This window comes from Rhodococcus sp. FG69 (assembly GCF_057808915.1).
The window spans coordinates 43,971-57,724 of the sequence record NZ_JBMDIX010000025.1; the positions used below are offsets into that span (position 1 = coordinate 43,971).

The 13,754-nt window shown below is 64.4% G+C and carries 9 protein-coding genes; 3 read left to right on the top strand and 6 right to left on the bottom strand.

Annotation, left to right across the window (positions count from 1 at the left end; translation table 11 throughout):
- Positions 1-9: 9 nt before the first annotated feature.
- Positions 10-1,215, top strand: coding sequence for a M23 family metallopeptidase (locus ACODSO_RS19070; RefSeq protein ID WP_489038352.1), 1,206 nt, complete (start codon positions 10-12; stop codon positions 1,213-1,215).
- Between the two features lie 233 nt (positions 1,216-1,448).
- Here ACODSO_RS19070 and ACODSO_RS19075 read toward each other — a convergent pair whose 3' ends face one another.
- The 6 genes from ACODSO_RS19075 to benA form a co-directional block, all read right to left on the bottom strand.
- Positions 1,449-2,693, bottom strand: a complete 1,245-nt coding sequence (locus ACODSO_RS19075) for a benzoate/H(+) symporter BenE family transporter (protein WP_489038353.1) — start codon at positions 2,691-2,693, stop codon at positions 1,449-1,451.
- Positions 2,690-4,066: an MFS transporter gene (locus ACODSO_RS19080; RefSeq protein WP_489038354.1), complete on the bottom strand. Its 1,377-nt coding sequence runs from the start codon at positions 4,064-4,066 to the stop codon at positions 2,690-2,692. The genes ACODSO_RS19075 and ACODSO_RS19080 overlap by 4 nt, the downstream gene beginning before the upstream one ends.
- A gap of 153 nt (positions 4,067-4,219) precedes the next feature.
- Positions 4,220-6,913 (bottom strand): LuxR C-terminal-related transcriptional regulator, encoded by a 2,694-nt coding sequence (locus tag ACODSO_RS19085; protein ID WP_489038355.1) that lies wholly within the window; start codon positions 6,911-6,913, stop codon positions 4,220-4,222.
- 60 nt (positions 6,914-6,973) lie between these two features.
- Positions 6,974-9,616, bottom strand: coding sequence for a benzoate 1,2-dioxygenase electron transfer component BenC (gene benC, locus ACODSO_RS19090; RefSeq protein ID WP_489038396.1), 2,643 nt, complete (start codon positions 9,614-9,616; stop codon positions 6,974-6,976).
- Positions 9,588-10,094, bottom strand: a complete 507-nt coding sequence (gene benB, locus ACODSO_RS19095) for a benzoate 1,2-dioxygenase small subunit (protein ID WP_489038356.1) — start codon at positions 10,092-10,094, stop codon at positions 9,588-9,590. Before benB ends, benC begins: the two co-directional genes overlap by 29 nt.
- A gap of 1 nt (position 10,095) precedes the next feature.
- Positions 10,096-11,463 (bottom strand): benzoate 1,2-dioxygenase large subunit, encoded by a 1,368-nt coding sequence (benA, locus tag ACODSO_RS19100; protein WP_489038357.1) that lies wholly within the window; start codon positions 11,461-11,463, stop codon positions 10,096-10,098.
- A 251-nt stretch (positions 11,464-11,714) separates the two neighbouring features.
- Here benA and ACODSO_RS19105 point away from each other — a divergent pair, with 251 nt between their 5' ends.
- Both ACODSO_RS19105 and ACODSO_RS19110 read left to right on the top strand, forming a co-directional pair.
- Positions 11,715-12,644: a LysR family transcriptional regulator gene (locus ACODSO_RS19105; RefSeq protein WP_489038358.1), complete on the top strand. Its 930-nt coding sequence runs from the start codon at positions 11,715-11,717 to the stop codon at positions 12,642-12,644.
- Complete coding sequence (locus ACODSO_RS19110) at positions 12,641-13,744, top strand: mandelate racemase/muconate lactonizing enzyme family protein (RefSeq protein WP_489038359.1); 1,104 nt, start codon at positions 12,641-12,643, stop codon at positions 13,742-13,744. Before ACODSO_RS19105 ends, ACODSO_RS19110 begins: the two co-directional genes overlap by 4 nt.
- Positions 13,745-13,754 lie beyond the last annotated feature (10 nt).

Below are 13,754 nucleotides of genomic sequence, written 5' to 3' on the forward strand. Positions count from 1 at the left end.
TCGGCTGCGATGGTGATCGCCTTGGCACTGTGTGGAACAGCAGTTTCCTGCGGTGCCGAGGATTCTCAGGTCACCGGCACCGCGACCACCGTGTCCTCGGAGCCGGGTTCCTCGAACACACCGGAACAATTCACGCCCGCAGTAATGCAGGTGATGTCGTTGCCGCGGTGGTTCACCGGATCCGACGGTCGTGTTCACCTGGTGTACGAGGTGCAACTGATAAATGGCTTTCCCATCGCGGCCACAGTCACCGGAGTCGAGGTGCTCGACGCCGACGGTGGAGGCGTCCTCGCGTCACTGGATGAGAATGGGGTGACCTCCGCGATGTCTTTGTTGGTCGGAGGAGCCGGTCCGACCGACACCTTGGAACCGTCGACTGTGGGTGTGCTGTGGATGGATGTCGAATTCGACGATGTACGGGACATTCCGGAACGGGTCGAACACCGTGTCACAGTGTCGGTGCCGCCGGGATTGCCGGTGCCGGAATCGATCACTTACGACGGCGCCGAGGCGGATGTCGATCGAACCGGCCCGATTTCGATCGGCCCACCGCTGGCAGGGGCAGGATGGATGGCGGTGGGGAGCTGCTGCGACGGTCCTCACCGGCGAACAGCCCAACCGATCGACAATTCACTGTGGGTCGCGCAGCGATTCGCAATCGACTTCAACCGCCTAGGTGACGGAAATCTTCTCGTCGGGGGTGACCCGACCGAGAACGCGGATTGGTTCACCTACGATCAGCCCGTATGGGCGGTGGCGGACGCCGAAGTCGTGGAAGTTGCCAACGACTTCAAGGATCAAAGCCTTACGGCACCGCGGCCGGTGACGATCGAGGAGGCCGACGGCAACCACGTCATCTTGAAACTGTCGGACGATGTCTACGCGTTCTACGCCCATCTGCGACCAGGGAGTGTCGCAGTCGCTGTGGGAGACAAGGTAACGACAGGCCAGGAAATCGGGCGGACCGGAAACTCGGGTAGCTCGACTGGCCCGCACCTCCATTTCCAGTTGATGAACCAGCCATCGGCTCTCGTCGCAGACGGTCTTCCCTACGTATTCGACGAGTTCGTCCTCACTGGTGACGGCCCAGCCCTCGATCAGTTGATGGCACTCGACCCCGCAGTGGACGCAGTACCGGTCGACCCGTCCGACGAAGGTGTTCGAAAGGACGAGCTGCCGATGAGCAAGACTGTCGTGGAGTTCGGAGGTGCGTGACCCGACCAATGCCCCTAGGGGGGGGAAACCCGCGAATTGGCCTGCGCGAGTGCCTCGGTGGCAACCCCCGGCATCAGCGCCACGGTGAATGTTCCCGTGCGGGGGTTGGTGTTGACGGTGATGACCGGTCTCTCGCCGTCGCCTGGCACCGCGAGCTTGATCTCCCCGGGATCGATACCCTGCCGGATCGCGTCGGCGATGTCGTTGCCGAATTCTGCACTGCCGAAACGCCATCAGGGCCGTCGGTCTAGAAGGTACGTCGCCGCTACCCCGGCGATCAATCCCCAGAACGGCGCACCGAGACCTACAACGTCGAATCCGGCAACGGTCACCAACAAGGTGATCAGGGGTGCAAGTACCGGCCGGTCGACGGCGACGAACGCAGCCGAAAATGCCCCGCGTAAGGCGTCGAGCATCGCCAGTCCCGCCAGCGCAGCGATGAATGTCGTTGGGACCACAGCGAGCCCCCGCACCAGCAGCGGTGCGAGCGCACCCACCACGATGGCGATCGCACCGCACGTCATGCCCGCGATGTACTGCCGCTCGCGCTCGCCGACAGCAACTAGTAGTGCGTTGGTGGGACCGGCCAGACACGTCGACACTGCGCCGAACGGCGCAGCGAGCAGCGACCACACCCCGCAGGCGACGGTGACGACGGTCATCGGCGGTCGATGTCCAGCCGCGCCGAGTACAGCCGCGCCCTGACCATTCTGGACGGCAACCACGGTGACGGCGAGAGGTATCACCAGCTGCGATATGGCATCCCAACTGAACACCGGCGCGACCAGATCGGGCCATCCGATCACGGGTAGCTGCGCGGCCGGACCCGTCACCACGCCGAAGCCACCCGTCATTGCCAGCGCCGCGAGACCTGCCACAAGCGCGGCCAACACCGGCGGCACTCTGATCGAACAGGTACCCGACCGGGTCAGGGCGACCCAGGCAGCAACCATGACTCCTGCAACCGCAATATCACTCGATACCGCCTGCACGAGTGAGGTTCCGAACGACAGGAATGCCCCGGCAACCATGGCCATCACGACGCTGTGGGGGAGGAACGCCATCAGCTTCGCGACGAGACCGGTGGCGCCGAGCACGACGATCAGCACACCAGTCACGAAATAGGACCCGACCACCTCGGCCCAGGACAGGGTGGTCAAGGATTCTCCGACCAAAACCGTCCCTGGAATGGTCCAGAAGAATGCTAATGGCATTCGGTAGGCCCAACTCGCGGCGACCGTCAGGATCCCGTTCAGTACGAAGACCCCGAAAATCCACGATGCCGTCTGCTGCGCACCGAGTGAGCCGGCCGCCGCCGCACCCATGATCACCGCCACCGGTCCGGTTGCCGAGAACAGCACTCCGGTCGCTCCGGCACCGATGTACCGACCGCTGAAATCCGCGCGCAGTGCGCGCAGACTCGGCGGCCGGGGAACGTGCCGGACCACGCCAGCCGAGCGCTCGTCGACCCCTGTCATTCGGTCACTTTCACCGGAGCTTCGTCGGCTTCGATCCGGGCCGCGTCGGTGCTGCGGATCGATCGCAGGGCAGGCACCGCAGTGGTCACCAGGGCCCCGAGCAGGGCAACGACAGCGAAGATGTAGAACGCCTGCGAGGACGCAATTCCGGCACCGAGCAGGAACCCGCCGAGCAGCGGCCCGAGAATGCCGCCGAGGCGCCCGAAGCCGGCGCACCACGCGACGCCTGCTGCGCGAGCCGTGGTGGGGTAGTAGTTCGAGACGAAGCCGTAGATCAGCACTTGGGTGCCGATCGCGCCGATGCCGGCACCGGCCACCGCGACGAGCAGCACGCCGAGCGGGAAGCTCAACGTCAACAACACCAACGACAGTGCTGCAAGACAGAAGGTGACCGCTATCACGCGTTGCGGTCCCGTTCGATCGGCGACCCGTGACGCGATCAATCCGCCGATGATGGCTCCGCCGTTGAGAACCAACAGAAACGACAGTGATCCCTTGGCGTTGTATCCGGCCTCGGACATGATCTGCGGGAGCCAGGTGTTGAGCCCGTAGGTGAGCAGCAGGCCGGAGAAGCTCATCAAGCCCAGCAGAGCGGTCGGTCGACGCAGCGGTGTGCGGGCTAGTGCAGCGAATCCGACACGGTCACCCGCAACAATGGGTTCTGCCTCGGGCATTGGGATGCCCGTCTTCGCGCAGACATCCCGAGCATCGGCATTGCGGCCGCGTGCGAGTAGCCAACGCGGGGATTCGGGCATGCGTAGCAGTGCGAGGGGCAACAGGATCACCAGGGGCAGCGCGCCGATCCAGAACAGGCCACGCCAGCCGATGGTGTCGTGCAGGGCAATTGCGGCCAGGGACGCCAGGACACCGCCGGCCGGAATGCCGCTGTAAACGATGGCGTTGAACAGATTCCGGCGACCGGGCGGCGCGAACTCGGCGATCATCGCACCGACCGTGGCGACGAGCCCGCCAACGCCGATTCCAGTGACGAACCGGAGGATTCCGAACGTGGTGATGTTCTGGGCCAACGCGGTGGCAGCCATGCCGACCGAGAACCAGACGATGCACGTCAGCATCGTGCGCCGACGGCCGATCCGATCACCGAAGGCACCGGCCGTCAACGCGCCTACCATGACTCCGATCAGGGCGTAGGAGCCGAGGGCACCCGCCTGCTCGGGACCGAGAGCACCCAGTTGGGTCGAATCGGCCAGCAGCGTCGGGAGAACGGTTCCATAGACAACCAGATCGTATCCGTCGAAAATGATTGCTGCAGTGGCAAGTGCGACGATCCAGATGACGCTGCGTCGGTGACGTCCGCTGGCCCAGGCCCCGGGGGCTGTGCTGCGGGGCGTCGGAATTGTCGGTGAGCTCATCGACTGTCCTTCGGTAGAGGGAGCCCGTGAAGGCGGGCGAGTGCTGCGCACGATCGGTGCGTTACGAGAAGTGTGTCTGGATGTGTGCTGAGTCACACTGGCGATTTGCCTAGGAACGACCCAGGGTGGTCGTCGAAATTTGTTGGAGCACAGTCAAGATGGCGATGTTTCGGTCGCACGGGCCGCGGCCAGCTCGGAACGGGAACGAACGCCGAGCTTGGCGTAGACACGGGTGAGGTGAAACTGCACGGTTTTCACCGACAGGAACAGCTCCGCGGCCACTTCTCGGTTGGTCAGGCCCGTGGCGACGAGGCTGGACACCGCGTCCTCCTGCGGGGTCAATGCGTTGTGCGGTCTGTCCTTGAGGATCGCGTGGACTCCGCCTGCTTTCAGCTCTCGATCGCACCGCCTGACGTACGTCGTGGCGCCGAGGGAGAGGTAGTCTTCGCGTGCCGCGGAGATCACCACATCGGCCTCGCGTCGCTTGCCTGCACGCCGCAGTGTTTGGCCGTACGCATAGTTCACGCGGGCACGGTCGTACACCAGGGGCAGGGGCATGAGCGAATCGAGTGCACCTTCGAAAGAAGCTCGAGCAGAGACCAAATCGCCGGTTGCGCCGTGCCATCTGCCACGTGCACAGGCCAAACGTGCGTGCGCGGATCGGTGGCCGCGTTCGGCCACCCGGACTTCATGAGGAGCGAGGAATGCATCGGCCTCGTCGAGCCTGCCCTCCACGACGAGGGCGTTGGCGTACACATCCGGCCACGCCCAGAAGCCCGGTTCGGAGACATCCGCCTGTGCCCATTGCTGCGTGAGCGGACTCAACGCACGCAGAACACCGGCATAGTCGGCTCGTGCTTCGGCGATCGCCGCACGACCCAGAGCCGTCGGAATACGCATGATTTCGTAGTCTCGAGCGCCGGAATCGCCCCGACGCGAGCTCGACGCGGCGGCATCCCAGTCACCCCGCAGAGCATGGATCTGCATCGCCGTCCATTGCAGAAGCGGGACGATCAGGGCGGCGCCGGAACTGTCCGCCAGGTCGGAGGAGAGTCCGACGATCCGCAATGCGGCGTCCCACTCACCGGTGACGAAGTAGGTGCGTGCCAGCCACGCGTTCGCCCACAGCGCAATTCGGGTGGAGCCGCCGAGGAAGTCCGTCGGTGCCGCGGCTTCGAGCTCGGCCCGCGCCAGCTCTACGGAGTCGGTGGCCAGGTGCAGCCATCCCGCGCCCATCTGGACCCGTTGCCCCACGGCCCCGGTACCGGCATGTCCCCACAGGTCGTCGTAACTGGCCAGGGCCTCGGAAACCCGACCGGTGCCTGCTAGGCCGAGCCCTCGAATTGCTTGCGCCTCGACCGCCGTCGGATGATCGGCACCGACGAGTTCGACGGCCCGATCGGCCCAGAGAACGAGGGAATGCCCGTCGCAGCGGGCGAGGTTGTGTAGTACTTGGCGATGGCAGATGACGGCCGCGACGTCGTGTTCGTGGCGGGTGCGGACGAGCTGCCATGCCCGGGTCAATCGGGCGTCGGCCTCCTGGGGGCGACCTCGCAGAATGGCCAGATATCCAAGAACAGCGTTGCGGCTGGGTGTTTCGTGCAGACTTTCGATCTCGGCGATGTAGTCCGAGGCTCCGCGGACATCACCGGCTCCGATCAGAGCGTCGACGCCGCGCACGAGTCGGTCCTCGCGCAGGCCGGGTTCGCTGGACGCCCTGCTGGAGAGCATGAAGAGTCTCGCAGCATTGGCCCATTCGCCGGTCCGCGCGCATTCGGCCGCAAGGGTTTCGAGTTCGTCGGCCATGAGTTGTTCGGGTAAAGGCGTCGCCTCTGCTCGGTGCGCCAGTCGATCGGCGGGGTCGGCTTCGGCTTCGGCTGCGGCCCTGTGGACGTCGGCGACGCAGGTTCTGCTCATGGTGGCCAGCACGGCCGCGCGAATCATTCCGTCCGGAGATTCGAGCAGGGTGATACCCGATCGGCGACGCACGACGATCAAACCCAATGCTTCCGCCGGATCGACTGCAGGATAGGGAACGTCGATCTCTGCCACCGCGCATGCCGTCGCGAGCGGTCGAGCACCGTCGAGCACCGCCACCGCGCGCACCAGTCGGACGGTGTCGGCGGAACTCTCGCCCAGCGCCGCTCGAACGGCTGCTTGCACATACTCAGGCGCCGGTAGTTCGGGACGCACGCCCGTCCACATGTGGGAGGGCAGTTCGCGCAGCAGCGCCAACACCTGTTTCGGTCGCCCGCCGGTGTGTGCGGTCAGGTGGGCCGCCGACGAGGGGGAGAGGATGACGCCCTGCATCGCAGCGAGTCCCGCGACATGGTCGTTCTGCAGCGGCTCGACGACGAACCGGGTATCGGCCGCGCGATCGAGAACGTCGTGCGAGTCGATGTTTCCCGCGGGTAGCATCCGGCGCGTGCAGACGACGGCAATCTTGGATTCTCGGTAGCGACGGACCGTCGAGGCGAGAGCTCGAAGCGAATCCGCGTCGGAGTCCTGTGCGTCATCGATCAACACGGCGGTGAGCGTGGCTGAGGCAAAGCGGTCGGCGATCCGCTCCGGCAGGCTCTCCGCATCGGAGGTGTCGATTGCTGGAAAGCACTGACGAGCGATCTCCCATGGCCGGTTCGTCTCCCATGGGACAGCGGAGACTCGCCGGAGGGATGTCCGAGGCTCGGACGAGTCCAGGTGTGCGGCCAGTTCTCGCAGTACGGCCGTCTTCCCGACACCCGCCGCCCCGTCGACGACGATGAACGTCGACCGCTCGGCGGCGTCGTGCACCGCACTCACCAGCGCATCGAGCAGTTCGCCGCGAGCAATCAGAGGCGAGGAGGACATCAGCTCACCGTATCGGTGACGTGCGGGTACGTCCCGCGATCGAACCGACATCGCGCGCACTCAGCCCGGGTCGCCGCCGGCGACGGGCAGTACCGTTCCGGTGATGTACGACGCCTCGTCGGAGGCCAGGAAGCAGATAGCTGCGGCCTGCTCGTCCAGTGTCCCGTAGCGTTTGAGCAGGGACGAGTCGACGGTCTGGTCGACGATGGCCTGGTACCACTGCTGCTCCTGATCGGTGGACGGCGCGGGTCCGCGAGCGACTCGGCGCGGTGGTGCCTCCGTACCTCCCGGCGCGGTGGCGACCACCCGAACGCCGTGGGGAGCAGCTTCGAGGGCGAGCGCCGAGGTGATGGCGTTGACTCCACCCTTGGCTGCTGAGTAGGGCACGCGGTGTACTCCGCGGGTCGCCACCGAGGACACGTTGACGATGGTTCCGGCTCCCTGCGAGATCATGTGCGGGATCACCGCGCGACACGACCACAACGTGGGGAACAGCGAGCGCGAGATCTCCTTCTCGACCTGTTCCGGCGCGTACTCCGCGAACGGCTTCGCCCAAATGGTCCCGCCCACCACATGGATGGAGATGTCGATCCGTCCGTGCGTGGCGAGCGCCGCGTCCACTGCGGCCGACGCCCCCGCCCAGGTCTCCAGATCGGCCAGCACGCTGCCTGATTCGGAGCCGTCGCGCGTGAGTTCCTCGTTCAGGTCCTCGACGAGTTCGGATCGATCCGCGAGCATCAGCGCGCCGCCCTCCGCAGCGATTCTGCGAGCGACAGATTCTCCGATGCCCTGGGCCGCGCCGGTGATCAGCACGACCTTTCCGGTGAAGCGGCCCGGACTGACGAACTTCGGACGCTTGCTCACGGCGGAATCGTGCATGGCGCGCTTCATCGTGGTCTTGGACCGGTCCGCGTGATCGGCGATCAACGTACGGGCACGGCCCCGGTCGCCGGCCTCGAAGGCGTCGACGATGTCCAGGTGATCCTGTGCGCACAACGGATCGCACCACGTCGCATTGCGGAGCACATCTTCCATTGCTGCCTCCACTCCGAGGGCCCGATACGCCTGCAGCAGATGCTCGTTGCGTGTCTGAATGAACAGGTAGTCGTGGAACGCAGCGTTGGTTTCGGTGTACGCGGCGGCGTCGACGAAGCGGTCGCCATCCACGTAGCGGGTGGTGGCGTCGGCCAGCAGACGGTAGCCCGCGATCTGCTGTGACGTGAGCCGGCCGATGACCAACTCCAGGGCGCCGAGTTCCAATGCGCGCCGGGCTTCGAAGACCGCGTCGGACTCGTGCACCGAGGGATGTTCCTCGCCGATCTCGTAGTCGACGGCATCCGAGATCGGTTCGACGTGATCGATAGACGGCTCGACGTCTTGGGCGGGCCAGATGCGTTGCCCCGCGATCGCGCTCATCGCATTCGCCTCGTCGCTCGTCGAAACCGCGTTGACGGCATGCAGGGGATTCTCGGAACGAGTGTCGTATACCGTTCGGCCGCACAGGGAGCGAGCGTCCGAGGTCGACTCGTCGCCGGTGCGGAGTTCTGGTTCCGCGGCGACGGCGACCTGCGCTGTCACCGGCTCGGCCACGACGGTTTCGGCAACCATGGTTTCAGGCTCGCTGCGCGGAGCAGGCCGGTCGATGGCCGGAGCGGACGGCGCGAACTTCTCGTAGTAGAAGCCGGTCGGTTCGATCCCCGACTCGGCGAAGTGCGACCGCACAGCCTCGACCATCGGGGGTGGTCCGCACAGGTAGACAGCAACATCGCCGCCGTGCAGGTGCTCCTCGCTCAGCAGCGAGGTTACGTAACCCTTGTTCGCGGCTGTACTCGTCGGATCCGACACGCAGTGATCCCAAGTGAACATGTCGAGCTGCGAGGCGAGTTCGGTCAGTTCGTCGAGTAACACGACGTCCTCGTCGGTGCTCGCCCCATATACCAGATGAATTGGGCGTGAGGATGACTCGGCTGCAAGGGTGCGCAGGATCGACAGGATGGGAGCCAGCCCGGTACCGCCGGCCAACAGCAGTGCGGGCCGTTGTGCTTCCCGAAGGAAGAAACTGCCGTGCGGTCCGGTGAACGAGATCTTGTCCCCGACGGTTGCGACGTCGGCGAGGTAAGTCGACATCGACCCGCCCGGGGTGAGTTTGACCAGAAATTCGAGCTCGTTCGATCCGGACACGCAGCTGAACGAATACGACCGCGTCTGCTCCGATCCGGGCACGGTGATGTTGACGTATTGGCCGGGCAGGAAGGTTGGTTCGCCGGCCTGTGGTGCCTCGACGGCCAGGCGGACCGTCGTCGGAGAAAGTCGATCGACTGCCGTGACCACACTTTCGTGCGTCGCCGCTTGGGTTTTCGCAACCGCGGAGGTGCTGGCGATCTGGAGTACGAGGTCGGACTTCGGAGTCATGCTGCACGGCAGGCAGTAGCCCTGCTCGGACTCGTCGACGCTCAGCGCGTCCTCGAGGTAGGTCCCACCGTCGAAGTCGCCGGATTCGCACCGTGCCTTGCATGTTCCGCACGCCCCGTCCCGGCAGTCGAGGGGAATGTTGATTCGCGACCGGTAGGCGGCGTCGGCGACGGTCTGGCCGTCGGAACAGCTGACGAATCGGGTAACGCCGTCCTCGAAGGACAGTGCGACGGAATGGCTCACGAGGGTTCTCCTTTCGCGATCAGAAGTGATAGATGTCGACGACGTGATGGATGTAGTCGTTCTTGAGCACGACGGTCTTGCGGCGGATCAACGGTGATTCACCCGAGAAGTCGATCGTGTAGAAGGACGTACCGTAGTACGGATCGATCGTCTTGTACCGGAAGTACATCGTGTGCCAGTTGAATCGGACATCGACCAGATCGCCGCGGCGCTCTATGACCTCGACGTTGCTGATGTTGTGGCTTGTGCGCGGTTCGGGAATCGAAGTGGCACTGGATCGCTCGGTACGGATTCGGAACACGCGGTCCTCGAGGCCGCCCTTGTTCTCGTAGTAGATCAGCGAGATGTCGGTCTGTGGATCCTCGGTGAGCAGATCGTCGTCGCCCCAGCAAGGCATCCAGTATTCGACGTCGTCGGCATAGCAGGTGAGCCAGAGTTCGAACTCGCGATCGTCCAGATAGCGGGCCTCGCGGTAGAGGAACTGCTCGATCGAGCTCTGTGTGATTCGGGTTTCGGTGGAGGTCATGTCATTTCACCTGGTTCTCGGTGGCAGTCTTCTCGATGGCGCCGAGCAGCGTTGTGCGCCAGTAGCCGTGCTGGACGGGGAAGAGGCCTTCGTCCTCGTTTTTGACTCCCGCGGAGATCACGCCGTGCATGTCCAGCGCCTCGGCCACAGGATCCGGCCCGGTCAGCCAGTGCTCGGCACCGCGGCTCATGTCGTTCCAGGGCGCATTGGTGGCCTGGAACGTCAGCTGGCAAGAGCGGAACTCCTCGAGATCGTCCGGGGTGGCCATGCCGGATGCGTTGAAGAAGTCCTCGTATTGCCGAATTCGATGCGAGCGAGCAGCTTTCGATTCGCCCTTGGGCGCGATGCAGTAGATGGTGACCTCGGTCTTGTCCGGGGCTATCGGACGAAAGTGCCGGATCTGGGTGCTGAACTGATCCATCAGGTAGACGTTCGGGTAGAGGCACAGGTTGCGCGAGCCCTTGACCATGAACTCGCCCTTGGCATCGCCGAATTGTTTCTTCAGCGCGTCCATCTGGTCCCACAGTGGACGATCCTGGGGGTTTGCGGCCCACGTCCACAGGCACAGATGCCCGTTGGGGTAGGACCAGTAGCCGCCACCGGATTTGCCCCAACCGCCCGCGTCGAGAGCCTTGGTGGTGTTCTTCGATTCGCCGTTGTTCCGTCGTGAGGTGGTCGCGGCGTAGTTCCAATGCACCGCACTGACGTGGTAGCCGTCGGCACCGTTCTCGGCCTGCACCTTCCAGTTGCCGTCGAACGTGTAGGTCGACGATCCCCGCAGTACCTCGAGGCCGTCCGGTGACTGATCGACGAGCATGTCGATGACCTTGGTGGTGTCGCCGAGGTGCTCGCCGAGTGTCGAAACGTCGTCGCTCAGGCTCGCGAACAGGAATCCTCGGTAGCTCTCGAATCTGGGCACCTTGGTCAGGTTGTGCGAGCCGTCGATGTCGAACGTAGCCGGGTAGCCGGCCCCCTCGGGGTCTTTGACCTTGAGCAACGTTCCGTCGTTGCGAAACGTCCAGCCGTGGAACGGGCACGTGAGGGTGGGGCGATTGTCGGTCTTTCGACGGCACAACATCGCCCCGCGGTGTGCACAGGCGTTGATCAGGCAGTGCAGCTCGCCGTCCTTGTCGCGGGTGATGACCACGGGCTGACGACCCATGTGCACGGTGAAGTAGTCGCCATTGTTCGGAATCTGGCTCTCGTGCGCGATGTAGATCCAGTTGCCCTCGAAGATGTGCTTCATCTCCAGCTCGAAAATCTCCTCGTCGGTGAAGATGCTTCGATTGGCTCGAAATACGCCGGCGTCGGCATCGTCGACCACCGCGCCGTCGATGGCGGCGTGTGCCTGATCCAGGATTTCCGTCATGGTCGTGTCCTCGCTGTCGTTCGATTCCGCTGCAGTGCAGTCGTGTGGCGGCTACCTCCGACTCTGACAGTGAGTGGTGTCGGTCACACCAGGGCTTTGCCTAGGCCTGACCAGGATGGCTTTTTGATCGCTCTGGCTTATCAATGAGTACGAAATAGGTCTTTGTCATCAATGGATACGCGGCTTACTGTGGGCAGGGTCACGCCGAAGCGCTTTCGGTAGAGGAATGTCGACCGAACAGAAAGGCCACCATGGAGCTGCGGCACCTGTATCAATTCGTGGCCGTGGCGGAGACCCGGCACTTCGGCCAAGCAGCCAAGCGTCTGCATCTGGCGCAGCCGGCTCTCTCCCAGTCGGTACGTCAACTGGAGGCCGAGCTCGGCGTCACTCTGCTGACGCGGACCACTCGGCAGGTCAGCCTCACGCCGGCAGGGGAGTTCTTCTATCGCGAGACCGTGCGGAATCTGGAGAGCATCGAGCGCAGCACCCACGGTGTTCGACGCATCGCCGAGGGGCGCTACGGGTTGGTTCGTATCGGGTTCACCGGTACCGCTGCCTTCGATCAACTTCCGCCGATCGCCCGAGCGATCAAACAACGCCTGCCCGGTGTCGCCCTCGAAATCCACGGGGATCTGCTCACTCCCGCTCAGGTCGAGGGGCTGCGTTCGGAGCAGCTCGACGTGGCAGTTCTGCGGCCGCCCGTCGCTGGCAACGACTTGGTGATCCGCACGATCACCACCGAATCTCTCTTGCTGGCGGTACCCGTCGATCATCGGTACGCGGCCGAGGCCGCACTCGAGATAGCGGACCTCGCGTACGAGGATTTCGTCATGTATGCGGACTCGCACTCGGTGGTCAACGAAGCGGTGATCCGTAGTTGTCGCGCAGCGGGTTTCAGCCCGCGGCGTGAGCACGAGGCTCCGGACACGTCTGTGCTGTTGGCGCTGGTCGCTGCCGGACTCGGGGTTGCCCTTGTTCCCGAATCCGTTCGAGCGCTCCAACTCACCGGGGTCGTCTTCCGCGACATCGCCGGCGCGAGCACCATCGATCTGGCACTGGCCTGGCATCGCGACCGTCCGTCGGCACTCGTCGACGCTCTGGTCGGTGCACTCGAAGAAGCCGGGGTCCTGCCCCGTCCCGACACGCACTCTCCGTCACCCGATCCGAAGGCAGTTCTATGAAGATCGTTGCAGTCGACGCGATTCCGTACAGCATCCCGTACCTCAAGCCGTTGAAGTTCGCCAGCGGCGAGGTGCACGCAGCCGATCACGTGCTGGTTCGCGTGCACACAGACGACGGTTTCGTCGGCGTCGCCGACGCACCGCCGCGTCCCTTCACCTATGGCGAAACCCAGCGCGGAATGGTGGCCGTCATCGACAGCCTGTTCGCGCCCGCCGTTCTCGGTCTGACTCTGGTCGATCGAGAGGTGGTTCGCTCCAGGCTGACCCGCACCGTGGGCAATCCGGTGGCCAAGGCTGCGATCGACATGGCCATCTGGGATGCGCTCGGCCGCACCCTCGATGTGCCCGTCACCGAACTGCTCGGTGGATACACCGACCGAATGCGGGTCAGTCACATGCTCGGATTCGACACTCCCACAGCGATGGTCGACGAAGCCGCCCGAATGCGCGACACCTACGGAATCGAGGTCTTCAAGATCAAGGTCGGCCGCCGACCCGTCGCACTGGACACTGCCGTTGTGCGCGCACTTCGCGAAGGACTCGGTGACGGCGTCGAACTGTACGTCGACGGTAATCGCGGCTGGTCTGCAGCGGAATCGGCACGCGCCATGAAAGAGATGGCCGATCTCGGACTGACCCTCGCCGAAGAACTGTGCCCGGCCGACGACGTTCTCGGTCGTCGCTGGCTCGTCCAGCAACTCGATGTTCCCTTTGTCGCCGACGAATCGGTCACCACCCCGGCCGAAGTGACGCGCGAAATCCTCGGCGGATCAGCCACCGCTGTGAGCATCAAGACCGCGCGCACCGGCTTCACCGACTCGATGCGCATCCATCATCTGTGCGAAGGCTTGGGCTTGGACGTGGTGATGGGCAACCAGATCGACAGTCAACTCGGCTCCGCCTGCACAGTAGCCTTCGGTGCCGCGTTCGATCTGACGTCGCGTCGAGCCGGGGAGCTCTCCAACTTTCTCGACATGAGCGACGACCTCGTGACGGAACCGCTCGAGATTCGCGGCGGTGAACTCACCGTCCTTAGCGGTTCGGGTCATGGCATCGACATCGACCCCGACAAGCTCGCCAGATACCGCATCGACAGCTAGCTCGCGTCCT